A 23,041-nucleotide genomic window follows, 5' to 3' on the forward strand; every position below is an offset into this window, starting at 1 on the left:
GTATCGGGCGCCATCCATTGCGGACAAGGCGCCAGATAGTAACAGGGGTGAATGGGACTGCGGCGGAGCAGCTTTTCTGTGGGGGCGAATTCATTCGCTAACCGGACCGGCAGGTTTGGCGCTGCAGTCCGAAAGTGGGCGCTGCGCGCCCATCAGCGAATGAATTCGCCCCCACAATTCTCTATAGCCGACTAGCCCTCGTGGACCTCCTCGGCCTTGGGCGTCTTGGGCGCCTTCCTGCTTTCCAACCAGTCCGAAGCCTTCTCCACCAGCATGAAGAACATGGGGATGAGGAAGGTCGCCAGCATGGTTGCTGCAAGCATCCCGCCGATCACCCCGGTGCCGATGGAGTGGCGGCTCGCCGAGCCCGCACCGGAGCTGATGGCCAACGGCACGCAACCGAGGATGAAGGCCAGGGAGGTCATCACGATCGGACGGAAACGCAGCTTGGCCGCTTCCAGAGCCGCCTGCACCGGCCCCATGCCCTGTTCGCGGCAAAGCACCGCGAACTCGACGATGAGGATGGCGTTCTTCGCCCCGAGGCCGATCAGGGTCACCAGGCCGACCTGGAAGTAAACGTCGTTCTGGATGCCCCGCAACCACACCGCGAGGATGGCGCCGAACACCGCGAAGGGTACGGCGGTGACGACCGCCAGCGGCAGGGTCCAACGTTCGTACTGGGCGGCGAGGATGAGGAACACCATGATCAGGCCGAAGACGAATGCCGTGCTGCCGGAGCCGTGGGACGCGAGCTCCTGGTAGGCGGAACCGATCCAGCCGAGGCTGTAGTCCTCACCCAGCACTTCGTTCGCCACCTCCTGCATCGCCTCCAGTGCCTGGCCCGAGCTGTAGCCCGGTGCCGGCCCGCCGAGCACCTTGGCGGCCGGATAGACGTTGAAGCGCGCGTAGGAGTCCGGGCCGAGGATGCGCTCCACCCGCACCAAGGATGACAGCGGCACCAGATCGTCAGAGGCCGAACGCACATAGACTTGGTTGAGGTCATCCGGCTTGCGGCGGAACTCCGGCTCCGACTGCAGGCTCACCTGCCAGGTCCGCCCGTAGAGGGTGAAGTCGTTGACGTAGTAGCTGCCGAAGGTGGATTGCATGGCGGTGAAGACATCGTTGATCGCCACGCCCAGGGCACGCGCCTTGGTGCGGTCGAGGTCGATGTAGTACTGCGGCACGTTGGCGTTGAAGGTGGTGTTCACCCCCGCCAGTTCAGGACGCTTGGAAGCCGCCGCGACGAACTTCTGCACGACCGCCTGCAGTTGCTGCACGGTGCCGCCGCTGCGGTCCTGGATGTAGGACTCGAAACCGCCGGTGGTACTCATGCCGGTGATCGGCGGCGGGTTGAACGACATCACGATGCCGTCCTTCTGTCCGGCGCCCATCTGCATGAAGGTGTGGGTGAGGTTGCGCGCATCGAGTTCCGGTGTGGTGCGCTCGCTCCAGTCCTTCAGCGGCACGAAGGACACCCCGGCGTTGCTGCGGGTGCCGAAGGTGAGGATGTCGAAGCCGGCGAAGGTGACCACGTCCTGCACCGCCGGGTGCTTCATCAGCTCCTCGGTTACCGTGCTGGTGAGTTCTTCGGTGCGGGTCAGCGATGCCGCCGGCGGCAGGAAGTAGGCGTTGAGCACATAGCCCTGGTCCTCGTCCGGCACCAGCGCGCCAGGCACCCGCCCGAAGAGGATGACCAGCAGCGCGATCATCCCGCCGAACAGCAGCAGGCCAATCAGCGAACGCTTGAGGAAGAACTGCACCCCGGCGCCATAGCCATTGGTCATGCGCTCGAAGAAGGTGTTGAACCAGCGGAACGGCGCCGCCGGCTCACCATGGGTGGGCTTGAGCATCAGGGCGCAGAGCGCTGGCGACAGGGTCAGCGCGACGATGCCGGAAATCACCACGGATACCGCAATGGTGATTGCGAACTGCTGGTACATCTGCCCCGCCAGGCCCCCGAGGAAGCCCACAGGGATGAACACCGCACAGAGCACCAGCACGATGGCGACGATCGGGCCGGTCACCTCTTCCATGGCCTCGATGGCCGCTTCGCGCGGGCCGATCTTCTTGGCCGACATCACCCGTTCGACGTTCTCGATCACCACGATGGCGTCGTCCACCACGATGCCGATGGCCAGCACCATGCCGAACAGCGTCAGCAGGTTGATGGAGAATCCGAGCATGTACATGCCGGCGAAGGTGCCCACCAGGGACACCGGGATCGCCAGCACCGGGATCAGCGTAGCGCGCCAGTTCTGCAGGAAGATGAACACCACCAGCACCACCAGCAACAGCGCTTCGAAGAAGGTCTTGATCACCTCTTCGATGGAGACCTGGACGAACTTGGTGGTGTCGTAAGGGATCTTGTAGGCGATGCCCTCAGGGAAGCGCTTGGCCAGCCGTTCCATGGTCGACTTCACCGCGTCTGCGGTGTCCAGGGCGTTGGCGCCGGGCTGCAGGTAGATACCGAAGGCGGCGTTCTGCTGGCCATTGAGGGAGGTCATCAGGGAGTAGTCCTGGGCCCCCAGTTCCACCCGTGCCACGTCTTTCAGCAGCAGGCTGGCGCCGGTGGCGTCGGAGCGCAGGATGACGCCCTCGAACTCCTTGGGATCGGTGAAACGGCCCTGGGTGGTCACCGTGTAGGTGAAGTCCTGGGCCTGGTTCAGCGGTTGCTGGCCGAAGCTGCCGGCGGCGAACTGGGAGTTCTGCTCGCGGATGGCATTGACCACGTCGGTCGGCGTGAGGTCGTACTGCGCCAGCTTGTCCGGCCGCAGCCAGACGCGCATGGAATAGTCCTTGGAGCCGAACTGGCTGGCGTCGCCCACGCCGGGAATCCGCTTCAGTTCGTCGATCACGTTGATCAGCGCATAGTTGCTGATGAAGATCGGGTCGCGGGAGTTGTCCGGCGAGTAGAGGGTGACTACCTGGAGGATGTCGGATGACTTCTTCTCCACCTTCACGCCCTGCCGGCGCACCTCTTCGGGCAACTTGGCAAGTGCAGCCTGGACCTTGTTGTTGACGTCGATGGTGGCCTGGTCGGGGTCGCGGCCTACTTCGAAATACACGGTCAGGCTCATGGCACCGCTGCTGTCGGAGTTGGACAGCTGGTAGATCATGCCCTCGACGCCGTTGATTTCCTGCTCGAGGGGCGCGGCAACGGTTTCCGCGATCACCTGGGAACTGGCACCTGGATAAACCGCCGTGACCGACACCTGCGGCGGGAGGATTTCCGGGTACTGGGCAATGGGCAGCGCACGCATGGCGGCAAGGCCGGCGAGCACGATCACGATGGAGATGACCGCGGCGAATACCGGTCGGTCGATGAAGAAGCGCGAGATCACGTTAGGCGCTCCTTCAGGATTGCTTGGCAGCTTGCGCGGCAGGAGACTGGCTGGCCTCCACGGCCTTCACCGGCGAGTCAGGACGAACCTTGGGCAGGCCCTCGACTATCACGCGGTCGCCATCGGTGACGCCGGACTCGATCACCCAGCGGCCATCGCGGGTATCGCCGGTCTTCACCTGGCGCACCCGCGCCATGCCGTCCTTGTCCACCACATAGACGAAGGTGCCGCGCGGCCCTTGGGCCAGGGCACGTTCCGGCAGGGTGATGGCCTGGGGACGGGTGAAGCCTTTCACCAGCACGCGTACGAACATGCCGGGCAGCAGCTTCTGCTCCGGATTGGGCACCACGGCCCTCGCACTGACGGTGCCGGTGCCGGTGTTGACGAAACTGTCGGTGAAATCGACCCGGCCGGAGAGCGGGTAGGTGGAACCATCGCCGAACCTCAGATCAGCGCTGAGCAACCCATCTGGCGGCAGCTCGACCTTGCCCGTCTTCACGCCTTCGCGCAGGCGTTCGGCCTCTGTATCCGGGTAGGCGAAATTGACGTAGATCGGATCGAGCTGGGTCAGTTGGGTCAGCAGGCTTCCGTTCGGGTCACCCGCCACGATGAGGCTGCCCTCGGACCGGGTTTCCTTGCTGGTCATGCCGGAAATGGGCGCTTCCACCGTGGTGTAGTCGAGGTCGATCTGACGGGCCTTCACCTCGGCCTGCGCGGCCTCGACGTTGGCCTTGCTCTGCTCGAAGTTGGAAATCGCGTTGTCCAGTTCGCTTTCACTGGCAAAGCCCTTCTTCTGCAGCTCGCGGGTACGCTTCAGGTCGCGTTCCGTCTGCCGGTAGCGCGCCTGTTCCTGGGCGAGCGCACCCTTGGCCCGTGCCAGCGCTGCCTCGTAGGTGCGCGGGTCGATACGGAACAGGATCTGGCCCTGCTTCACGCGGCTGCCTTCTGTGTAAGTACGCTGCTGAAGGATGCCGCTGACTTGCGCCCGCACCTCCACTTCGCGAAAGCCCGCTGTCCGCCCTGCATACTCGAGGACCAGTGGCAGCGGCGCGGCCTTGGCGGTTTCCACTACCACCTCAGGCGCAGGGGGTGCGCCGCCGGGTGCATCAGCAGCGCCGGCGAGACCGGCGAAACTGGCACTTGCGGCGAGAAGTGCGAGGCTGAGGGGAAGGCTGCGGGTAAACGGCATAAGGTGTCTCCATACGGTGCCGAATCGGCAAATGAAGCAGGCGTTAAGCTATACATTCATTTGTGTTTGTAACGGTCATGTCCCGGCAAAATCGGTACACTCCGCTCCCCAAACAAGAAGCCTAGTCACTATTGGCCCAACTGCTATGCGCAGAACGAAAGAAGAAGCAGAGAAAACCCGAGGCGCAATCCTCGACGCCGCCGAACACCTGTTCCTGGAGAACGGCGTGGCGCACACGTCACTGGAACAGATCGCGCGCGCCGCCGGGGTGACCCGTGGGGCAGTCTACTGGCATTTCCAGAACAAGGCCCATCTGTTCCACGAGATGCTGTCCCAGGTGCGCTTGCCCCAGGAGCAGATGACTGAACGGCTGTGCGGCTGCAATGGCCAGGACCCGATGCTGTCGCTGCGCGATCTGTGCCTGGAGGCCATCGTCAACCTGGCGCGGGACGAGCAGCGCAAGCGCATCTTCAACATCCTGCTGCATCGCTGCGAATTCACCGAAGAACTGCGCGAGGCCGAGGAACGCCATTACGCCTTCGTCGACCAGTTCATCCAGCTTTGCGAAGCCTTGTTCGCCCGCCCCGCCTGCCGCGAGCGCCTGCGCCCGGGCATCACCCCGCTACAAGCGTCCCGAGCCGTACATGGACTGGTGATTGGACTCTTCAGTGACTGGACACGCGACCCCGCCCTGTTCGACCCGCTGATCGATGCCGAGCCGATGGTGGATGCGCTGTTCCGGGGACTGGTGAAAGACTGGGACTGAAATCCCGTAGGGGCGAATTCATTCGCCAAGGGCGGCGCAGCCGCCCCGCGAGGCCCGAATGGCGAACCTGCGGTCCGCTTGGCGATTGAAATCGCCCCCACAGGGTACGGACTTCAGGCTGCCTCGGCCTGATAGCCCTCTTCGCGAATCGCTTCCAGGACCTGCTCCTCCGCCAGCCGGCTGGCCACCCGCACTTCACCGGCCGCCAGGTCCACCTGCACTTCGGCGGCCTGGTCGCGGGCCTGCACGGCCTGGGTGATGGCACGGACACAATGTCCGCAAGACATGCCTTGAACCTTGAATACCTGCATGGTCGTTCTCCTTGTGAGTGGAACCTGTCGCCAGTCTCATCCTTTCCACCGTGGCAAGGTCAAGGGCTGGTCCTACACTGGTTGAACGTCCTGTAGGAGACTTCCGCCATGTACGGCTTCCGCCCCGCCCTGCTCGCCTTTCTGGCGGCTCCGCTGCTGGCCCAGGCCCAGCCTCCGGTCGACTATGGCGTGCTGATCGTCTCCCGGGAGCGCCTGGAACTCGCCACGGCCTGCGACGTCGGCCTCTATCTGGAAGACCAGTTGGCCGCGCGGCTGGTGCAGGGCCAGATAGTCTCCTTCAACCTGCCGCCGGGCCCCCTGTCGATCCGCCTGAGCCTGCTCGGTCCCGGGCGCTGCAAACCGGGCATCGAGCAGCTGCGCCAGCAGACCATTACCTTGTCGGCCGGCGAGGTACGCAAATACCGCCTGGCGCAGAGCACCGAAGGTCTCTACCTGGTACCGACTTCCGCCGTGCAATGACCGCTTGACCTTTCCCTTGTGTCAAGGTTGATCCTAGGCCCATGCCAAGGAGGATCGACCCATGACCAACCCAACTGCCTTCGACCTGCCCATAACCGGGATGACCTGCGCCAGCTGCGCCGGCCGCGTGGAGCGCGCCCTGGCCAAGGTGCCGGGCGTTGAGGCCGCCAGCGTCAACCTGGCCACCGAGCAGGCACGCATCCAGGCCTCGGGCGACAGCCTGCCGGCCCTGGTGGCAGCCGTGGAAGCCGCCGGCTACCAGGTGCCCGCTCAACGCCTGGAACTGGCCATCGGCGGCATGACCTGCGCAAGCTGCGTCGGCCGCGTGGAACGCGCCCTGCGCAAGGTGCCGGGGGTGGCCGATGTGACCGTGAACCTGGCCAGTGAACGCGCACACCTGGAATTCTTCGGGCAGCCCGACAACGCCCGCCTGATTCAGGCCGTGGAGGCTGCTGGCTACACCGCCAGCCTGGTGGACGAAGACCGGCCGCCAGCGGACGACGCCGAAGCCCGCTTGCACCGCGAACGCTGGGCCGTCCTGCTGGCCCTCGCACTCGCCCTGCCGCTGGTGGTGCCCATGCTGCTGGAATGGTTCGGCCTGCACTGGATGCTGCCGTCCTGGGTGCAGTTCGCCCTGGCGACGCCCGTGCAGTTCATCCTCGGTGCGCGCTTCTACCGCGCAGCCTGGAAGGCGGTGAAAGCCGGCGCCGGCAACATGGACCTGCTGGTGGCCATCGGCACCAGTGCCGGCTACGGCCTCAGTCTCTACCAGTGGTGGACCGCGCATCCCGGTCATACGCCGCACCTCTATTTCGAAGCCTCGGCAGTCGTCATCGCCCTGGTCCTGCTGGGCAAGTACCTGGAAAGCCGCGCCAAGCGCCAGACCAGCGCGGCCATCCGCGCCCTGGAGGCCCTGCGTCCGGAACGCGCTACCCGTTTGCGGGATGGCGTCGAGGAGGAGGTTGCCATCGCCGCCTTGCTACTGGGTGACTTGCTCGTGGTGAAACCCGGCGAGCGCTTCCCCGCCGATGGTGAAGTGAGCGAGGGCCAAAGCCACGCCGATGAAGCCCTGATCAGCGGAGAAAGCCTGCCCGTGCCCAAACAGCCCGGCGACCGCGTCACCGCAGGTGCCATCAATGGCGAAGGGCGCTTGCTGATACGTACCACGGCGCTCGGCGGCGAGACGGTATTGGCACGGATCATCCGCCTGGTGGAAGACGCCCAGGCGGCCAAGGCGCCGATCCAGAAACTGGTGGACCGCGTCAGCCAGGTATTCGTCCCGGCGGTGCTGCTGATCGCCCTGGCTACCCTCGCCGGCTGGTTGCTGGCGGGTGCGGGCATCGAAACCGCACTGATCAACGCCGTTGCCGTGCTGGTGATCGCCTGCCCCTGCGCCCTCGGCCTGGCCAATCCCACCGCGATCATGGCCGGCACCGGTGTGGCGGCACGCCACGGCATCCTGATCAAGGACGCCGAAGCGCTGGAAGTCGCCCATGCGGTGAAGGCCGTGGCCTTCGACAAGACCGGCACCCTCACCTCCGGTAGCCCTCGCATCGCTCACCTGGTGGCGGCGAATGGCGACGAGAACGAACTGCTGCAACTGGCCGGCGCGCTGCAACGCGGCAGCGAACATCCGCTGGCCAAGGCGGTACTGGATACCTGCGCCGAGCGGGGCCTGGAGGCTCCAGCCGTGGACGACAGCCGCGCGCTGGCCGGCCGCGGCATCGAGGGCCGGGTGAAGGGCCGCCTGCTCGCCCTGGGTAACCGCCGCCTGCTGGACGAACAACGGCTCCCGGCAGGCGACCTGGCCAGCCAGGCCAAGGCATGGGAAGCCGAGGGTCGCACCCTGTCGTGGTTGCTGGAGCTGAACCCCGAGCCACGTGTCCTCGGACTTTTCGCTTTCGGTGACACGCTCAAGGAGGGCGCGGTGCAGGCCGTGACCGCCCTGCGCGAACGGGATATCCACAGCCACCTGATCACCGGCGACAACCGCGGCAGCGCGCGAGTGGTGGCCGAGGCCCTGGGCATCGAGTCGGTGCATGCCGAAGTGCTGCCGGCGGACAAGGCCGCCACGGTGGCGGCGCTCAAGGCCGAGGGAGCGGTTGTGGCGATGGTCGGCGACGGCATCAACGACGCCCCTGCCCTCGCCGCTGCCGACGTCGGCATCGCCATGGGCGGCGGTACGGACGTGGCCATGCATGCCGCCGGCATCACCCTGATGCGCGGCGACCCGCGCCTGGTTCCGGCAGCCCTGGATATCTCCCGGCGGACCTATGCGAAGATCCGCCAGAACCTGTTCTGGGCCTTCATCTACAACCTGATCGGCATCCCCCTGGCCGCCGCCGGCCTGCTCAGCCCCGCGGTGGCGGGCGCGGCCATGGCGCTGTCCAGCGTCAGCGTGGTGAGCAACGCACTGCTGCTGAAAACCTGGAAACCGGACGAATGAAATTGGCACCGTGTTTTGTAGGGTGCGCTCCTGTAGGAGCCAGCTTGCTGGCGAAGGTTCGCGAGCAAGCTCGCTCCTACGGTCGAGAGCGTGCACAAGAGAGGAAATACCCATGAACATCGGCCAAGCCGCAAAGAAGAGCGGGCTGACCGCGAAGATGATTCGTTACTACGAAGGCATCGGTCTGTTGCCCGAAGCCGGGCGTAGCGACAGCGGTTACCGCCAATACAGCAGCCAGGACCTGCACACTCTGGCGTTCATCAAGCGCTCGCGGGACCTGGGGTTCTCACTGGAAGAGGTGGGCCGACTGCTGCAGCTCTGGCAGGACCGCCAACGCGCCAGCGCCGACGTGAAGGAACTGGCCCGCGACCATATCGAGGCGCTGAACCGCAAGATCGCCGAGCTCGCTGGCCTGCGCGACACCCTTCAGGAACTGGTGGACCATTGCCAGGGCGACCACCGCCCGGACTGCCCGATCCTCAAGGATCTGGAGTCAGGCGGCTGCTGCCACTGAAGACACGATCGATCACCGACTTGGGTAGCACCGTGATCGCGAGGCCGGCGAACACCAGTACGCAGGCGAGCCAGCCGCTCGTGCTGAGTTCTTCGCCCAGCAACAGCCAACCGGCCAGCAGGCCGGATACCGGCACCGCGAGGGCGAAGGGCGTCACCAGACTGGCCGGGTAGCGATGCAGCAGGAAACTCCACAAGCCGTAACCGACGGTGGTGGCGAGGAAGGCGACGTTGAGCAGCGCGCCAATCCCGCCCCAGCTGGGATGGGTCAGGGCCGCCACTATGGCCTCCGGCCCCTCCAGCAGATAGGAAAGCGCCAGCAGCGGTAACGGCGGGATCAGGCTGACCCAGCAGATCAGCCGCAGCATGTCCGTCGCACCGCTGCGCTTGGTGGCGATGTTGGAGAAAGCCCAGGCCAGCGCGGCGGCGATCACCATCATGAACGCCACCAGGCTATTCCCCATCGGCCGGTCGAGCCCGATCAGCACCAGGCCAGACGCCGCCAGCACCAGCCCCACCAGGCTCCGAGGGCTGGGACGCTCGCCGAGGAACAGGGCGGCAAGCAGGATGGTGAAGAACACCTGGCTCTGCAGCACCAGCGACGACAGGCCCGCCGGCATCCCCATGTGCATGCCCACGAACAGGATGCCGAACTTGATCACTCCGAGCAGGACGCCAATCTGCACGATGCGCCAGAACGGCGCCGGCATCGGCCCGCGCAGGAACAGCAGCGGCAGCGCCGCGAGGGCGAAGCGCAGGGCGCAGAACAGCAGCGGCGGGAAGTCCTCCAGGCCTACCTTGATGAACACGAAGTTGACGCCCCAGATCAGGGTGACCAGCAGGGCCAGGAGAATGTGCGGGAGAGGCATCGCGAGAGCTCCGGAAGTTCAGGCACACGCTAGCAGCCGGGCGCGGAAATGTATGGATACAGATGGGCGGGAAAATTGTGGTGGGCTGTGTGGGGTCTTGTGTGGGGGCGAATTCATTCGCGGCTGCCCTTCGAGACCGTGCCACTCCCACCTGCCCTCACCCCCGGCCCCTCTCCCGCACGCGGGCGAGGGGTGACTCGCGCCGGCAACTGCGAGCGCACCTGCCGCTCCCTCCCTGTGGGAGCGAATTCATTCGCGAAAGGCGGCGGAACGACGCCCAAAAAGAAAGGGCCGCGTTTGCGGCCCTTTCTTTCAACCTGAAACCCTCACACCTGCGATTGCAGGTAATTCTGCAGGCCGATGCGGTCGATCATGCCGAGCTGCTGTTCCAGCCAGTAGGCGTGATCTTCTTCGGTGTCCTTGAGCTGGGCGGCGAGGATGTCGCGGCTCATGTAGTCCTTGTGCTTCTCGCACAGGGTGATGCCCTTGCTCAGCGCGGCACGGACTTCGTACTCCAGCTTGAGGTCGGCGCGCAGCATGTCCGGCACGGTCTGGCCGGGATGGATGGTGCGCGGGCGCATGTCCGGGGTGGCTTCGAGGAAGAGGATGCGCTGCAGCAGGGCATCGGCGTGCTGGGTCTCTTCTTCCATCTCATGGTTGATGCGCTCGAAGAGCTTGTTGAAGCCCCAGTCCTGGTACATCCGCGAATGCAGGAAGTACTGGTCACGGGCGGCCAGCTCGCCGCGCAACAGGTCCTTGAGGTAGTCAACCACTTCGGCTTGGCCTTGCATCTGCACATCTCCTGAAAAAACCAATGAGCAAGGATCGTGCGGCGATCCTGCCAGGTCAAGTGACGCTCAGCCGCGCATCCAGGGCGGGGTCGGTTCTTCGACCACCTGCGGCGCGTCCAGCTCGGCCAGCGCGGCCTGGCGCCGGGCTTCGTCGGCCAGGGCAGCCTTGATCTCGCGCATCACCGCATCCAGGTCGGCAGCATCCTCGGGTTCGTCGAACTGGCCGGTGAGCGGGCTTTCCGGCGTCAGCTTGCCCTCCTCGAAGAGCGCCCACATTTCCTTGGCATAGCGGGTGAACTTCAACTCGGGGGCGAACTGGCCGAAATACTCGGCCATGTTACCGACATCTCGCTCCAGCATGCGGAAGGCGTGGTTGTTGCCGGCGGCATCCACGGCCTGGGGCAGATCGATGATCACCGGACCATAGGGGTCGAGCAGCACGTTGAACTCGGACAGGTCGCCATGGACCAGGCCGGCGCAGAGCATCTTGACGATCTCGCCGATCATGAAGCCGTGGAATTCGCGCGCGTCTTCAGGCGTCAGGTCGACATCATTCAGGCGCGGCGCGGCATCGCCTTCACCGTCACTGACCAGTTCCATGAGCAACACGCCGTCGAGGAAATCGTAGGGCTTGGGCACCCGCACCCCGGCGTTGGCCAGGCGGAACAGCGCGGCCACCTCGGCGTTCTGCCAGGTTTCCTCGCGTTCGCGACGGCCGTACTTCGAGCCCTTGGCCATGGCCCGGGCATCGCGGCTGTTACGCACCTTGCGGCCTTCCTGGTACTCGGCGGCCTGGCGGAAACCGCGCTTGTTGGCCTCCTTGTAGACCTTGGCGCAACGCAGCTCGCTGCCGCAGCGCACCACGTACACGGAGGCTTCCTTGCCGCTCATGAGCGGGCGCAGGACTTCATCGATCAGGCCATCTTCCAGCAATGGCTCAAGGCGTTTCGGGGTCTTCATGCAGGTGCAGCGAGTGCCTAAAAAGGGACGGAGAGGATGGGCCGACGTTATACGGCATGCGGGCAGCGGCGGCTATCCACGACGCAAAAGACCGCGACGAAGGGCTTCGATGGCGTAACGCACCTTGGCCGGCAGCGCATCACGACGCGGGGTGACGATGTACAGGCCGACGGGCCTCGGCTGCCATTCCGGCAGCAGTGCCAGCAGCCGGCCGCTGGCCAGTTCCTCGCGGACTTCCGGTTCGGGTTGCAACGAAATACCCAGCCCGGCCAGGGTGAAGCTGCGCACTGCGAGGATGTTGTTGCACGCGACGCGCGGTTCCAGGCGCAGCCGCTGCTGCTCGCCAGCGGAGCCGGTGAACGTCACCTGGTGCTGCTGGCGCTCGCCGTTGAGGCTGATCCAGTCCAACTCCAGCAGCCGCTCAGGGCGCTGGATCGGGCCACTCCGGGCCAGGTAGGCCGGTGCGCAACAGAGCACCGCCGGCCAGTCGGCGAGATGCCGGGCCACCAGGCTGGAATCGTCCTGAGGACCGACGCGGATGGCGAGATCGATGCGCTGCTCCACCAGGTCGATCTGCTCGTCGTGGAAGAACAATTGCAGGCTCAGGCCCGGATGGGCTTCCAGCAGTGGCGCCAGCGCCTCGGTCAACATGCCGGTGGAGAAACCCACCGGGGCGGCGATGCGCAGCTCGCCCACCGGCGCATCGCGCAGCTCCGCCAGGCGCTGCTCGGCCTGCTGCGCCAGCTCCAGCACCTGGGCGCAGCTCTTGTAGAACACCGCGCCGGCCTCGGTCAGGGTCAGCTTGCGCGTGGTGCGATGCAGCAGGCTGACCTGGGTTTCGTCTTCCAGCTTGCGTATCTGTTGGCTGACCGCCGAGGCCGTCATGCCCAGCACTTCGGCCGCGCCCACCATGCTGCCGCGTTCCACCACGGTGGCGAACACCGCCATGCGCTTGAGCTGCTCCATTCGTAAGCCCTGCTTAATTGTGAAAGCACCTTTCGGTACTTTTTCCGCCGATTATCCAGCAGCGATTATGCGCCACCTCGCAACCCTGCATGGAGATGCACATGAAAATCGCCCTGATCGGTGCCACCGGTTTCGTCGGCTCCGCCGTCCTCAGCGAAGCCCTGCAGCGCGGCCATGAAGTGACCGCCATCGTCCGCCACCCGGAAAAACTCCCGCAGCACGCCAACCTCGACGCCGTGAAAGGCGACGCCTATGACGCCGCCAACATCGCCCGAGCCGTGAGCGGCCACGACGCCGTGGTGCACGCCTTCAATCCCGGCTGGGGCAAGGCGAAGATTCGTGAGCTGTTCATCGAAGGCACCCAAAGCATTTTCGCGGGCGTCCGTCAGGCCGGCCTGAAGCGCCTGCTGGTGGTCGGCGGAGCCGGCAGCCTCTATGTCGCGCCCGACCTGCAACTGATCGATACCCCGGAGTTCCCTGCCGCGTACAAGGAAGGCGCTGAAGGTGCACGCCAGGCGCTCAACCTGATCCGCGAAGCTCACGACCTTGACTGGACCTTCATTTCCCCGCCTGCCCTGCTGGAGCCGGGCGAGCGTACCGGCCGCTTCCGCGTCGGAGGCGACCAGCTGCTGATGAGCGGCGACCATCCGGCGCGCATCTCGGTGGCTGACCTCGCCGTCGCCATCGTCGACGAGCTGGAGCAACCCCAACACATCCGCCAACGTTTCACCGTTGGCTACTGAGGAACCTGCCCATGACCCTGACCGCATCCGCCCACGTCGCCACCGCCACCCCGGCGCGCTACATCACCCGCCTGTGCAAGCACTTCGCCCACCGCGTGCCGGTGAGCCATGACGACCAGCAGGGCCGCATCGAATTCGACCTAGGCCTCGGCCTGCTGCGCGCCGAAGGCGATGGCCTGACCCTGGCCGTGGAAAGCGAATCCAGCGAAGGCCTGGAACGCCTGAAGGACATCGTCGGCAGCCACTTCGTGCGAGTTGCCTGGCAGGAAGAGCTGACGCTGGAGTGGACCTGATCCCTTCCTGTGGGGGCGAATTCATTCGCTAAGCAGGCCGAAGGACTGCCCTGGAATCTATTGGGGCAGCTACGCCGCCCATAGCGATTGAAATCGTCCCCACAAATGCACAATCCATCGCCTGCACCTACCGAAACAACTCACCCGGGGTCACGCCGAACAACCCCTTGAATGCGGCAATGAAGGCCGACGGTGATTCGTAGCCGCTGGCCAGGGCCACCTCGGTGACGCTGGCGCCGCCCTCCAGGGGCTGCAAGGCAGCCAGCAGGCGCAGGCGTTGGCGCCATTGCCGGAAGCTCAGTCCCGTCTCGCGCTGGAAGGCACGGGTCAGGGTCTTCTCCGATGTATTCAGCCGCAGCGCCCATTCCCCCAGGCTATGGGCAAGATCGGGCTGCGCCACCAGTTCGCTGCACAAGCGCAAGAGGCGCGCCTCGGCCGGCATCGGCAGGGAAAAGCCTGCCTCGGGCAGCGCCTGGAGCTGGTCCAGCAGGACCGCCACCAACCGCGCCTCCGTGCTGTCGCCCTCGGGGTACTCCACCGGCAGCTCACAGAACGACTTGATCAGCTCCCGCGCCAGCGGCGTCACTTCCAGCACCCGGCAGCGCTCCGGCGCCCAGGCACTGGCGTCGCGGCGCACGTAGAGGCTGCGCATTTCGGCGTTCATCGAGCTCACCACCTCATGATCCAGCCCGGCCGGCACCCAGATCGCCCAGTGCGGCGGGGCGTAGAAGCTGCCCGCGGCGGTGTGCACGCCCAGCACGCCGCTGATGGCGTAGGAGAGCTGCACCCAGTCGTGGCTGTGGCGAGCCGTCCAGGAGCCGGCGCGCAGGCTCTCCGCGCGGGCGTACAGAGGCCGCGGCAAATGTTCGAGCCGAGGAATCTGGCGTTGCAGGTCATGTTGTCCGTTTGGCGACATCTGTTGATCCCATGTCGTTAGACGGCCGAATTCTGCGCCCGCTAGTCTCCGGCCTCAAGTTCGCGCGAATCCGGAGGCTCCATGTCGGCACTCAAACCCCTGAAACGCCTGGTCACCGACTGGTTCCTCGGCGGCATGCTGCTGGCGGTCACCCTGGCCTGGTTGTTCCCCAACGTCGGCAAGCATGGCGGCACCCTGCATGCCGGCAGCCTGATCAATGCCGGGGTCTTCCTGGTGTTCTTCCTCCATGGCATCAACCTCTCCACCGAGCAGATCAGGAAAGGCCTGGGCAACTGGCGCCTGCATGTGATGGTGCAGGTCTTCACCTTCGCCATCTTCCCGCTGTTCTGGCTCGCCGCGAACAAGTTGCTGGGAGGCCAGGTACCGCCTGCGCTGATGCTTGGATTCTTCTACCTCTGCGCCCTGCCCTCGACCATTTCCTCGTCCGTGGCACTCACCGGCAGCGCAGGGGGCAATGTCCCGGCGGCCATCCTCAATGCCAGCCTGTCGAGCCTGCTGGGGGTGTTCCTGACGCCCTGGCTGATCAGCCTGGTGGCCGACGCCAACGGCGGCATCGACCTCGGCCAGACCCTGCTCGACCTCAGCCTCCTGCTGCTCTTTCCGCTGGTGCTGGGACAGATACTGCGCCCGCTGTGGGGCAAGTTCTTCGCCCGCTACAAACGCTACACCGGCATCTTCGACAAGCTGGTGATCCTGCTGCTGGTGTTCGCGTCCTTCAGCGATTCGGTGGCCGGTGGCGTGTGGCAGCAGCAAGGCCCGGAAACCCTGGTCGTGGCGTTCGTCGGCTGCGCCCTGCTGCTGGCCCTGATGCTCTGGCTCACCACCCGCTCGGCGCGCAGCCTGGGTTTCAACCATGAAGACGAGATCGCCGCCGTGTTCTGCGCCACCAAGAAATCCCTCGCGGCGGGCGCGCCCATGGCCGCCATCATTTTCGGCGCCAGCCCGGCCCTCGGTCTGATCCTCCTGCCGATCATGCTCTACCACCAGATGCAGCTGATCGTCTGCGCCGTCATGGCCGAACGCTATTCGCTGCGTGGACAGGCCCCGACCGCCGCCGCAGCCTGATCAGCGCCCCCTCACCCCGCCGGGGGGTGAGGGTTGCCCCACTCCTGAGTCCCAATCCCCAGTCCCGGCGCGGCAAAGCGCCCCGCCTCCCCTGCAAGCCCCAGCCCAGAGCGGTGCGGCGCTTGTGGCACAGCCATTGCTCTGCACCTGTTGCAACGGTGATACACCCAGCTCCAGGCCCGGACGGCAACCCGCGTCCAAACGCAATCGTGCAATAGGGAGGTTGTTTCGAAATGACTGACCCCAGGCTGCTGTGCGAACACGAACCAAGCCTTACCGAGTTGCTGTTCCCCGAAGAAACCATCTTCAAGAGCAGCCTGCCGGCCGCGGCCGACCGTAGGGAAATACCCGACGCTCCCTGGATCGAGTACGTCGCCGGTCAGTGGGTGGTGCTCAAGCGCCGCCGCGACGTGCCGCAGGAAAGACGCGGCTTTCACGTCATGCGCAAGCACATCGAAAAGCTGCTCGACCAGGGCTGGAGCATCACCGGCCGCGATCCGGTGCGCCTTGAGCGCCATCAGCAGGTGAAGATCGTCAAGGGCGGCGTGTTGATCGATGGCTGAAAGCCGTCCCACCCGCCCGACAAAAAAAAGGGCGGCCCCGACATTGCGGGCCGCCCTAAATCACGGAGTTGCTTACATCGCGTGGCGGCGATGACTTGCCGCCACGGGTATTGGATTACTTTTCCAGGATCGCGGTCACACCCTGGCCGCCTGCAGCGCAAATCGAGATGAGTCCCCGCCCCTCACCCGCCACCGAAAGCAGCTTGGCCAGGTTGGCGACGATGCGCCCGCCAGTAGCCGCGAAGGGGTGTCCGGCGGCGAGCGAGCTGCCTTTGACGTTCATCTTGCTGCGGTCGATGGACCCCAGCGGATTGTCCAGACCGAGACGGCTCTTGCAGTAGTCGGCGTCCTCCCAGGCCTTGAGGGTGCAAAGCACCTGGGCCGCGAAGGCTTCGTGGATCTCGTAGTAATCGAAGTCCTGCAGGCACAGGTTGTTGCGCGCGAGCAGGCGCGGCACTGCGTAGACCGGTGCCATCAACAGGCCTTCCTCGCCACTGACGAAATCCACCGCCGCCGCTTCGCCGTCGCGGAAGTAGGCCAGGACCGGCAGCCCGCGTGCCTTGGCCCACTCTTCGCTGGCCAGCAGCACCACCGAGGCGCCGTCGGTCAGCGGCGTCGAGTTGGCCGCCGTGAGGGTGCCGCGCGGGCTGGGCTCGAACACCGGCTTTAGGCCCGCCAGCTTTTCGGCATTGATGTCCGGGCGCAGGTTCTGGTCGCGGTTCAGGCCACGGAAGGGGCTCATCAGGTCGTTCTGCCAGCCTTCGGCATAGGCCGCCGCGAGCTTCTGGTGGCTGGCGATGGCCAGTTGGTCCTGCTCATCGCGGGGGATGGCCCAGGTCTGCGCCATCAGCTCGCAATGCTCGCCCATGGACAGCCCGGTACGCGGCTCGCCATTGCGCGGGATGTTCGGCGCCAGGTGACGCGGACGCACCTTCAGCAAGGTCTTGATCTTGTCGCCGGTGGTCTTGCCACGGTTGGCTTCCAGCAGGATCTTGCGCAGCTCCTCATGCACGCCGATGGGCGCGTCGGAGGTGGTGTCCACCCCGCCGGCGATGCCGCATTCGATCTGGCCCAGGGCGATCTTGTTGGCCACCAGGATGGCGGCCTCCAGGCCAGTGCCACAGGCCTGCTGGATATCGTAGGCCGGAGTTTCCGGCGCCAGGCGCGAACCGAGCACGCATTCACGGGCCAGATTGAAATCGCGGGAGTGCTTGAGCACCGCACCGGCGGCGAACTCGCCCACGCGCACGCCGTGCAGGTTGAAGCGTTCCACCAGGCCCTCCAGGGCGCTGGTCAGCATGTCCTGGTTGCTCGCCGTGGCGTAGACGGTGTTGGAGCGGGCGAAGGGGATGCGGTTGCCGCCGACGATGGCGACCCGGCGAAGCTGGGCCATGGTGACTCCTTGCGATGAGGGTTTGCGGGATGCAGTGTCGGGTACAAGACTAGACGGCTGGATTGGCCGCCTCGCCGCTCGGCAGGTCAGCGCGGTCAATTGCGCTCAACGCGTGTCTGCGTAGAGTGAGCCCACTTCCGATTGACCAGCAGGAGCTACCCCATGAACGACCGTTACCTCGCCTTCGCCAACTCCAACACTGGCCGGCGCCTGGTGGGCGCCTTGGGCTTGCCGGCGCCGGATCGCCTGGAGCGCTGGATGGCAGGCCGGGCACGGCCGGTTGACGGAGCCCTGCTGATTGGCGGCCAGGGTGCGCTCGCCGATGCGGCCAGCGGCGTGCTGAACAAGCTCACGGACCAGAATTTCGCCGACGAAGACGGACGTTTCGGCCTGTCGCGCTGGACGGCCGAGCACGGCCCGAAACTCAAGTCGCTGATCTTCGATGCCAGCGGGCTGACCCGGTTCGAGCAACTGATCGAGCTGCGCAACTTCTTCCAAACGGCCATGAAGGGGTTGGGTAAATGCCCGAAAGTGGTGGTCCTGGCCCGCGCCCCCGAAGCGACCGAGGACCTGGTAGCCGCCAGCGTGCAGCGCTCCCTGGAGGGGTTCACCCGCTCCCTCGGCAAGGAAATCCGCCGCGGCGGCAACGTCCAGCTGATCTACGTGGGCACCGGCGCGGAGGACCAGCTCGAAGGCGCTCTGCGCTTCTTCCTTTCGCCCAAGAGCGCCTACGTTTCAGGCCAGGTGCTGCGCCTGACAACCTGCGCCGAGAAGGTCCACGACTGGACCCGACCGCTGGCCGGCAAGCGCGCGCTGGTGACCGGCGCCTCCCGTGGCATCGGCGCCGCCATCGCGGAAACCCTGGCCCGCGACGGCGCCGAGGTGGTGCTGCTGGACGTCCCCCCGGCGAAGGACGCCCTCGACGGCCTGGCCGCACGCCTGGGCGGCCACAGCGTCGTCATCGACATCACCGCCGAGAGCGCTGCCAGCCAACTGGTGGAAGCCCTGCCGGAAGGCGTGGACATCCTCGTGCATAACGCTGGCATCACCCGCGACAAGACCCTCGCAAAGATGAGCGACGACTTCTGGAACTCGGTGCTCAACGTCAATCTGCGAGCCCCGCAGGTGCTCACCCAGGCCCTGCTGGACGCCGGCAAGCTGCACGACAACGGCCGCGTGGTGCTGATCGCCTCCATCAGCGGCATTGCCGGCAACATGGGCCAGACCAACTACGCGACGAGCAAGGCCGGCGTGATTGGCCTGGCGCAGAACTGGGCTCCGCTGCTGGGCCAACGCGGTATCAGCATCAACGCGGTGGCGCCGGGCTTCATCGAAACTCAGATGACTGCCGCCATTCCCCTGACCATCCGCGAAGCGGGCCGCCGCATGAATTCGATGAGCCAGGGTGGCCTGCCCCAGGACGTGGCCGAAGCCGTCGCCTGGTTCGCCCAGCCGGGCTCAGGCGCCCTGACCGGGCAGGTGATGCGGGTGTGCGGGCAGAGTCTGTTAGGGGCTTGAGTCTCGAGGGCGGAACTGACTTGTAGGGGCGAATTCATTCGCGAAAGGGCGGCGCAGCTGCCCCAATAGGTTCTGCTAGGCAGACCTTCGGCCTGCTTGGCGAATGAATTCGCCCCTACAGGAAGAGCATCCACCTGACGCACCAAGTTTCACTTGTGGGAGCGAATTCATTCGCGAAAGGGCGGCGCAGCCGCCCCTATAAGTCCAGCAGGCAGACCTTCGGCCTGCATAGCGATTGAAATCGCCCCCACAAGAAGACCGTCCACCTGAAACACCTGGTTCAGGACAGAACCCTGTGGGGGTGAATTCATTCGCCAAGGGCAACGCAGTTGCCCCAATAAGCCCAGCGAGCAGACCTTCGGCCTGCACAGCGATTGAAATCGCCCCCACAGGAAGATCGCCGACCTGAAACACCTGGTTCAGGACAGAACCCTGTGGGGGTGAATTCATTCGCGAAAGGGCGCGCAGCGTCCCCAATAAACCCAGCAGGCAGACCTTCGGCCTGCACAGCGATTGAAATCGCCCCCACAAGAAGACCGCCCACCTGAAACACCTGGTTCAGGACAGAACCCTGTGGGAGCGAATTCATTCGCGAAAGGGCGGCGCAGCCGCCCCTATAAGTCCAGCAGGCAGACCTTCGGCCTGCATAGCGATTGAAATCGCCCCCACAAGAAGACCGCCCACCTGAAACACCTGGCTCAGGACAGAACCCTGTGGGGGTGAATTCATTCGCCAAGGGCAACGCAGTTGCCCCGATGACCTTCAGCCCTCGCCCTTCCCCTTCCGCCGAAACTCCACCGGCGTCTCGCCCACCCAGCGCTTGAACGCCCGGTAGAAGGTGCTCGGTTCAGAGAAGCCGGTGCGTTCGACGATCACCTCGATGCGTTCGTCGGTCTTCAGCAGCAGTTCCTTGGCCAGTCGGCAACGGTAGTCGGTGACCAGGTCGTTGAAGCGCACGCCGGCCGTGGCCAGCCGTTCGCGCAGGCGGCGGGCCGGCATGTTCAGGCGTGCGGCGACCTGCTCGAGGGTCGCGCCGCCATCCACCAGCAGTTCGCCGATCAACTCGCGCACCTGGCGCACGAGGTCCAGGCGTTCCACCTCCGCCAGTTGGCGACGGGCCAGGGATTCGTGCATGCGCAGCAGGTCAGGCGCAGCGTGGCGCGAGGGCTTATCCAGCACTTCGGCATCGAAGATCAGCGCGTAGCGATCAGCCCCCAGCCGCGCCGGGCAGCCATAGACCGAGTGGTAACGCTCGGCGGGAGCGCCTTCGGCGTGCATCAGTTGCACTTCGTGGGGTTTGAACTGCCCATCGGTCAGGGCATGGAAGAGGCGGATCACCGCACCCGCGAGCATCTCCGGGAAATGCCGGTTGCTGCCCGCGTGCCGGCCAAGGGAGAGCACGGCGCGATCATCTTCGACTTCGAGATGGGCGCTCAGGGTGTCGGAGAGCAGGCGCACATAGCGCAGGGCATGCCGCAGCCCCTCGCCGAAGGTGCCGCTGGAGAGGAACAGATACTCCAGCAGCAGCCCGTGGAAGGCCGGCAAATGACCCGCCAGGTAGAGGCCGACATGCTCCTCACCGCACTCGGCGGCGGCGGCCTTCCAGAACTGGGTTTGTGCAGCATGGGGAAAGCGACCCGCGGGCAGTCCGCCTGGCGGCAGGCCGACGCGCACCAGAACCTTGTCCGGGTCGGTACCGCTGGCACGCAGGGCGTCGATCACCGGGCGCATTAGCGCCACATCGTCGGTCAGATCACGCATCATTTTCGGAGAATTCTTATTGTCTGCGAGGCGCGGCCATCTTATTCGGCTTTTTCATCCCCGCTCAAGGCCGCGATTGACTGCCCTGCCGCACTGCCGAGACGGCCGGCCAATGTGCGACACAATCCGCTGACTATGCTGAGCCCCATTCGCCTCGAGGAGATCACGCATGGCCACCGACTGGCTCGACCTTTCCGCACCTCCCGCCCTTCCTGGCCTGTTCGCCCGCGCCGCCGTGCGCCGTGGCATGCGCGGCAAGGCCCTGCCCGACGTGGGCGTGCGCTGCCAGGTAAGCGTCGACCCTGATCATCTGGCGCGCTACCGCGCCGTCTGCGACTTCAGCGACAAGGGGCTGATGCCAGCGACTTACCCGCACATCCTCGCTTTCCCGCTGCAGATGCGCCTGCTCACCGACCCGCGTTTCCCCTTCCCACTGCTGGGCCTGGTGCACCTGGAGAACCGTATCCGCGTGTTGCGTGCCCTGGGTGGCCTGGGGCCTTTCGTTGCCAGCGTGCAGGTGAGCGATCTCCAGCCCCACGAGAAAGGCGCCACCTTCAGCCTGATCACCCGCCTGGAAGACCAGCTCGGTCTGGTCTGGGAGGGCGATAGCCGCATTCTCTTCCGCGGCCTTCGCCTGCCCGGCCAGCCCGCACCGCGCGCGGCCCTGGAAAGCCTGCCGCTGACGCACCTGGATCAGTGGTACGCAGCCGCGGACATCGGCCGGCGCTATGCCCGCGTGGCCGGCGACTACAACCCCATCCACCTTTCAGCCGCCAGCGCCAGGCTGTTTGGCTTCCCCCGCGCCATCGCCCATGGGCTGTGGAACAAGGCTCGTTGCCTGGCGGCGCTGGAAATCCACCTGCCCAGCGCCGGTTACGAAGTGGAAGTCCGTTTCCAGAAGCCGGTTCTCCTGCCCGCCGAAGTCACCCTGCTGGCCAGCGCGCCGGCCGCCGAAGGCCAACTCGCATTGCTCGGCAAGGGCGACCTCCCGCACATGGCGGGAAGCTGGCGCCCGCTGGGATAACCCTTGCGCGGCCGGGCGGCCAGCGGGACCATAGGCGGCTCAAGGAGAGCCCCATGAACCTCGACGAAATCACCGCCCGCCTGCATGCCATCCGCGATACCAACGACTGGCGGCAATTCCACAGTCCGAAGAACCTGGCCATGGCCGCCAGCGTGGAAATGGCCGAGCTGGTGGAAATCTTCCAGTGGCTGAGCGAAGACCAGTCGCGCCAGCTGCCCCCCGAAAAACTCGCCCACGCCGGCCAGGAAGTGGGCGACATCGTCCTCTACCTCCTGCTGCTCTGTGCCGAACTCGGCCTGGACATGGACGCCGTGGTCCGCGCCAAGCTGGCCGACAGCGAAAGGCGCTTCGCATGAGCGACCGTCACTTCGATGAACTGGCGACGCGCTTCGCCGAAAAGATCTACGGCGGAGCCAAGGGTGCCATCCGCCTCGCCGTGCTGCAGGCCGACCTCGCTGAAGTCCTGCCCGACCGCCCGTTGCGCGTGCTCGATGTGGGTGCCGGTCTGGGCCACATGGCCCTCTGGCTGGCCGAGCGCGGCCACCAGGTCACCCTCGCAGAGCCGGCCGAACCCATGCTCGAAGGCGCCCGCCAGCGCTTTGCCGAGGCCGGCCAGGCTGCCACCTTCATCCAGGCGCCCTGGCAGGAGCTGCTCGGCCAGCTCACCGAGCCCTATGACCTGGTGCTCTGCCACGCCGTGCTGGAATGGCTGGCCGACCCGCACGCCATCCTGCCGGTGCTGCATCAGCTCACCGCCAAGGACGGGATGCTGTCGCTGGCCTTCTACAACAAGGACGCGCTGATCTATCGCAACCTGCTCAAGGGACATTTCCGCAAGCTGCGCAAACACAAGTTCGCCGGCGAAGGGCAAAGCCTGACCCCGCAGCAGCCACTCGACCCGCGTGACCTGGCGGCGCAACTCGAAGGTCACTGGAAAGTCGAAAGCCAGAGCGGCGTGCGGGTGTTCCACGACTACATGCCCCAGGAGTTCCAGGCCAAGGCCGAACTGGTGGACCTGCTGGAAATGGAACTGGCCTACCGTCGCCACCCCAGCTATTCGGGATTAGGACGCTACCTGCACTGGATTTGCCGCCCGCTGTGAACGGAGGCCC

General features: G+C 65.6%; 22 protein-coding genes. 12 read left to right on the forward strand and 10 right to left on the reverse strand.

Features of this window, described 5'->3' with window-relative positions; all coding sequences use genetic code 11:
- Positions 1–191: 191 nt before the first annotated feature.
- Both E8E95_RS25460 and E8E95_RS25465 read right to left on the reverse strand, forming a co-directional pair.
- Positions 192–3,341: an efflux RND transporter permease subunit gene (locus E8E95_RS25460; RefSeq protein WP_280354829.1), complete on the reverse strand. Its 3,150-nt coding sequence runs from the start codon at positions 3,339–3,341 to the stop codon at positions 192–194.
- 13 nt (positions 3,342–3,354) lie between these two features.
- The gene (locus tag E8E95_RS25465) at positions 3,355–4,530 is read right to left on the reverse strand and encodes an efflux RND transporter periplasmic adaptor subunit (RefSeq protein WP_280354831.1); all 1,176 of its coding nucleotides are present in this window, start codon (positions 4,528–4,530) and stop codon (positions 3,355–3,357) included.
- 145 nt (positions 4,531–4,675) lie between these two features.
- On the opposite strand from E8E95_RS25465, the gene E8E95_RS25470 reads away from it, so the two are divergent.
- Complete coding sequence (locus E8E95_RS25470; RefSeq protein WP_077525455.1) at positions 4,676–5,296, forward strand: TetR family transcriptional regulator; 621 nt, start codon at positions 4,676–4,678, stop codon at positions 5,294–5,296.
- A 113-nt stretch (positions 5,297–5,409) separates the two neighbouring features.
- Here E8E95_RS25470 and E8E95_RS25475 read toward each other — a convergent pair whose 3' ends face one another.
- Positions 5,410–5,607: a cation transporter gene (locus E8E95_RS25475; protein WP_069085773.1), complete on the reverse strand. Its 198-nt coding sequence runs from the start codon at positions 5,605–5,607 to the stop codon at positions 5,410–5,412.
- Positions 5,608–5,715: 108 nt separating this feature from the next.
- Between E8E95_RS25475 and E8E95_RS25480 the strand changes: the two genes are divergently transcribed.
- The 3 genes from E8E95_RS25480 (at position 5,716) to cueR (ending at position 9,047) form a co-directional block, all read left to right on the forward strand.
- Complete coding sequence (locus E8E95_RS25480) at positions 5,716–6,087, forward strand: hypothetical protein (RefSeq protein WP_280354834.1); 372 nt, start codon at positions 5,716–5,718, stop codon at positions 6,085–6,087.
- Positions 6,088–6,148: 61 nt separating this feature from the next.
- Positions 6,149–8,533, forward strand: coding sequence for a heavy metal translocating P-type ATPase (locus tag E8E95_RS25485; RefSeq protein WP_280354835.1), 2,385 nt, complete (start codon positions 6,149–6,151; stop codon positions 8,531–8,533).
- Positions 8,534–8,645: 112 nt separating this feature from the next.
- Positions 8,646–9,047 carry a Cu(I)-responsive transcriptional regulator gene (gene cueR / locus E8E95_RS25490; protein ID WP_280354836.1) on the forward strand — a complete coding sequence of 134 codons (402 nt, stop codon included), beginning with the start codon at positions 8,646–8,648 and terminating at the stop codon, positions 9,045–9,047.
- Here cueR and E8E95_RS25495 read toward each other — a convergent pair.
- The 4 genes from E8E95_RS25495 to E8E95_RS25510 all read right to left on the reverse strand — a co-directional run bounded on the left by E8E95_RS25495 (position 9,013) and on the right by E8E95_RS25510 (position 12,632).
- A complete protein-coding gene (locus tag E8E95_RS25495) occupies positions 9,013–9,915 on the reverse strand; it encodes an EamA family transporter (protein WP_280354838.1) in 903 nt (300 codons plus the stop codon). The genes cueR and E8E95_RS25495 overlap by 35 nt on opposite strands.
- A gap of 326 nt (positions 9,916–10,241) precedes the next feature.
- Complete coding sequence (gene bfr, locus E8E95_RS25500) at positions 10,242–10,706, reverse strand: bacterioferritin (RefSeq protein ID WP_280354839.1); 465 nt, start codon at positions 10,704–10,706, stop codon at positions 10,242–10,244.
- 66 nt (positions 10,707–10,772) lie between these two features.
- Positions 10,773–11,666, reverse strand: a complete 894-nt coding sequence (locus E8E95_RS25505; RefSeq protein WP_280354840.1) for a PA4780 family RIO1-like protein kinase — start codon at positions 11,664–11,666, stop codon at positions 10,773–10,775.
- A 72-nt stretch (positions 11,667–11,738) separates the two neighbouring features.
- Positions 11,739–12,632: a LysR family transcriptional regulator gene (locus E8E95_RS25510; protein ID WP_280354842.1), complete on the reverse strand. Its 894-nt coding sequence runs from the start codon at positions 12,630–12,632 to the stop codon at positions 11,739–11,741.
- Positions 12,633–12,733: 101 nt separating this feature from the next.
- Here E8E95_RS25510 and E8E95_RS25515 point away from each other — a divergent pair, with 101 nt between their 5' ends.
- Together E8E95_RS25515 and E8E95_RS25520 are read left to right on the forward strand one after the other, a co-directional pair.
- Positions 12,734–13,375 (forward strand): NAD(P)-dependent oxidoreductase, encoded by a 642-nt coding sequence (locus E8E95_RS25515; protein WP_280354843.1) that lies wholly within the window; start codon positions 12,734–12,736, stop codon positions 13,373–13,375.
- An 11-nt stretch (positions 13,376–13,386) separates the two neighbouring features.
- Complete coding sequence (locus E8E95_RS25520; RefSeq protein WP_280354844.1) at positions 13,387–13,668, forward strand: DUF2218 domain-containing protein; 282 nt, start codon at positions 13,387–13,389, stop codon at positions 13,666–13,668.
- A gap of 127 nt (positions 13,669–13,795) precedes the next feature.
- On the opposite strand, the gene E8E95_RS25525 is transcribed toward E8E95_RS25520, so the two are convergent.
- The gene (locus tag E8E95_RS25525; RefSeq protein WP_280354847.1) at positions 13,796–14,584 is read right to left on the reverse strand and encodes a helix-turn-helix transcriptional regulator; all 789 of its coding nucleotides are present in this window, start codon (positions 14,582–14,584) and stop codon (positions 13,796–13,798) included.
- 81 nt (positions 14,585–14,665) lie between these two features.
- Here E8E95_RS25525 and E8E95_RS25530 point away from each other — a divergent pair, with 81 nt between their 5' ends.
- Positions 14,666–15,670 carry a bile acid:sodium symporter family protein gene (locus E8E95_RS25530; RefSeq protein ID WP_280354848.1) on the forward strand — a complete coding sequence of 335 codons (1,005 nt, stop codon included), beginning with the start codon at positions 14,666–14,668 and terminating at the stop codon, positions 15,668–15,670.
- 233 nt (positions 15,671–15,903) lie between these two features.
- Positions 15,904–16,233, forward strand: coding sequence for a hypothetical protein (locus E8E95_RS25535; protein WP_280354850.1), 330 nt, complete (start codon positions 15,904–15,906; stop codon positions 16,231–16,233).
- 115 nt (positions 16,234–16,348) lie between these two features.
- Here E8E95_RS25535 and E8E95_RS25540 read toward each other — a convergent pair whose 3' ends face one another.
- Entirely contained in the window at positions 16,349–17,626 is a 1,278-nt protein-coding gene (locus E8E95_RS25540) for an acetyl-CoA C-acetyltransferase (RefSeq protein ID WP_280354852.1), read from the reverse strand.
- Positions 17,627–17,788: 162 nt separating this feature from the next.
- Here E8E95_RS25540 and E8E95_RS25545 point away from each other — a divergent pair, with 162 nt between their 5' ends.
- On the forward strand, positions 17,789–19,144 hold the full coding sequence (locus E8E95_RS25545) for a 3-oxoacyl-ACP reductase (protein ID WP_280354854.1): 1,356 nt from the start codon (positions 17,789–17,791) through the stop codon (positions 19,142–19,144).
- Positions 19,145–19,906: 762 nt separating this feature from the next.
- Here the strand turns inward: E8E95_RS25545 and E8E95_RS25550 are convergent.
- On the reverse strand, positions 19,907–20,905 hold the full coding sequence (locus E8E95_RS25550) for an AraC family transcriptional regulator (protein WP_280355428.1): 999 nt from the start codon (positions 20,903–20,905) through the stop codon (positions 19,907–19,909).
- 169 nt (positions 20,906–21,074) lie between these two features.
- On the opposite strand from E8E95_RS25550, the gene E8E95_RS25555 reads away from it, so the two are divergent.
- The 3 genes from E8E95_RS25555 to E8E95_RS25565 are packed head-to-tail and all read left to right on the forward strand — an operon-like array spanning position 21,075 to position 23,031.
- Positions 21,075–21,929: a MaoC/PaaZ C-terminal domain-containing protein gene (locus tag E8E95_RS25555; protein ID WP_280354856.1), complete on the forward strand. Its 855-nt coding sequence runs from the start codon at positions 21,075–21,077 to the stop codon at positions 21,927–21,929.
- Between the two features lie 53 nt (positions 21,930–21,982).
- Positions 21,983–22,285 (forward strand): MazG-like family protein, encoded by a 303-nt coding sequence (locus E8E95_RS25560; RefSeq protein WP_280354858.1) that lies wholly within the window; start codon positions 21,983–21,985, stop codon positions 22,283–22,285.
- A complete protein-coding gene (locus tag E8E95_RS25565; protein ID WP_280354859.1) occupies positions 22,282–23,031 on the forward strand; it encodes a methyltransferase domain-containing protein in 750 nt (249 codons plus the stop codon). The genes E8E95_RS25560 and E8E95_RS25565 overlap by 4 nt, the downstream gene beginning before the upstream one ends.
- Positions 23,032–23,041: the final 10 nt, after the last annotated feature.

The sequence above is a fragment of the Pseudomonas sp. BN414 genome, from assembly GCF_029871275.1.
GTDB lineage: Bacteria > Pseudomonadota > Gammaproteobacteria > Pseudomonadales > Pseudomonadaceae > Metapseudomonas > Metapseudomonas resinovorans_C.

What these genes read in the sequence shown, in the direction of transcription:
- E8E95_RS25560 (WP_280354858.1), top strand. Translation starts at nt 21,983, where the DNA reads ATGAACCTCGACGAAATCACCGCCCGCCTGCATGCCATCCGCGATACC.
- E8E95_RS25505 (WP_280354840.1), bottom strand. Translation starts at nt 11,666, where the DNA reads ATGAAGACCCCGAAACGCCTTGAGCCATTGCTGGAAGATGGCCTGATC.
- E8E95_RS25485 (WP_280354835.1), top strand. Translation starts at nt 6,149, where the DNA reads ATGACCAACCCAACTGCCTTCGACCTGCCCATAACCGGGATGACCTGC.
- E8E95_RS25515 (WP_280354843.1), top strand. Translation starts at nt 12,734, where the DNA reads ATGAAAATCGCCCTGATCGGTGCCACCGGTTTCGTCGGCTCCGCCGTC.
- bfr (WP_280354839.1), bottom strand. Translation starts at nt 10,706, where the DNA reads ATGCAAGGCCAAGCCGAAGTGGTTGACTACCTCAAGGACCTGTTGCGC.
- E8E95_RS25555 (WP_280354856.1), top strand. Translation starts at nt 21,075, where the DNA reads ATGGCCACCGACTGGCTCGACCTTTCCGCACCTCCCGCCCTTCCTGGC.
- E8E95_RS25520 (WP_280354844.1), top strand. Translation starts at nt 13,387, where the DNA reads ATGACCCTGACCGCATCCGCCCACGTCGCCACCGCCACCCCGGCGCGC.
- E8E95_RS25465 (WP_280354831.1), bottom strand. Translation starts at nt 4,530, where the DNA reads ATGCCGTTTACCCGCAGCCTTCCCCTCAGCCTCGCACTTCTCGCCGCA.
- E8E95_RS25510 (WP_280354842.1), bottom strand. Translation starts at nt 12,632, where the DNA reads ATGGAGCAGCTCAAGCGCATGGCGGTGTTCGCCACCGTGGTGGAACGC.
- E8E95_RS25475 (WP_069085773.1), bottom strand. Translation starts at nt 5,607, where the DNA reads ATGCAGGTATTCAAGGTTCAAGGCATGTCTTGCGGACATTGTGTCCGT.
- E8E95_RS25565 (WP_280354859.1), top strand. Translation starts at nt 22,282, where the DNA reads ATGAGCGACCGTCACTTCGATGAACTGGCGACGCGCTTCGCCGAAAAG.
- E8E95_RS25550 (WP_280355428.1), bottom strand. Translation starts at nt 20,905, where the DNA reads ATGCGTGATCTGACCGACGATGTGGCGCTAATGCGCCCGGTGATCGAC.
- E8E95_RS25480 (WP_280354834.1), top strand. Translation starts at nt 5,716, where the DNA reads ATGTACGGCTTCCGCCCCGCCCTGCTCGCCTTTCTGGCGGCTCCGCTG.
- E8E95_RS25525 (WP_280354847.1), bottom strand. Translation starts at nt 14,584, where the DNA reads ATGTCGCCAAACGGACAACATGACCTGCAACGCCAGATTCCTCGGCTC.
- E8E95_RS25470 (WP_077525455.1), top strand. Translation starts at nt 4,676, where the DNA reads ATGCGCAGAACGAAAGAAGAAGCAGAGAAAACCCGAGGCGCAATCCTC.
- E8E95_RS25540 (WP_280354852.1), bottom strand. Translation starts at nt 17,626, where the DNA reads ATGGCCCAGCTTCGCCGGGTCGCCATCGTCGGCGGCAACCGCATCCCC.
- E8E95_RS25495 (WP_280354838.1), bottom strand. Translation starts at nt 9,915, where the DNA reads ATGCCTCTCCCGCACATTCTCCTGGCCCTGCTGGTCACCCTGATCTGG.
- E8E95_RS25545 (WP_280354854.1), top strand. Translation starts at nt 17,789, where the DNA reads ATGAACGACCGTTACCTCGCCTTCGCCAACTCCAACACTGGCCGGCGC.
- cueR (WP_280354836.1), top strand. Translation starts at nt 8,646, where the DNA reads ATGAACATCGGCCAAGCCGCAAAGAAGAGCGGGCTGACCGCGAAGATG.
- E8E95_RS25535 (WP_280354850.1), top strand. Translation starts at nt 15,904, where the DNA reads ATGACTGACCCCAGGCTGCTGTGCGAACACGAACCAAGCCTTACCGAG.
- E8E95_RS25530 (WP_280354848.1), top strand. Translation starts at nt 14,666, where the DNA reads ATGTCGGCACTCAAACCCCTGAAACGCCTGGTCACCGACTGGTTCCTC.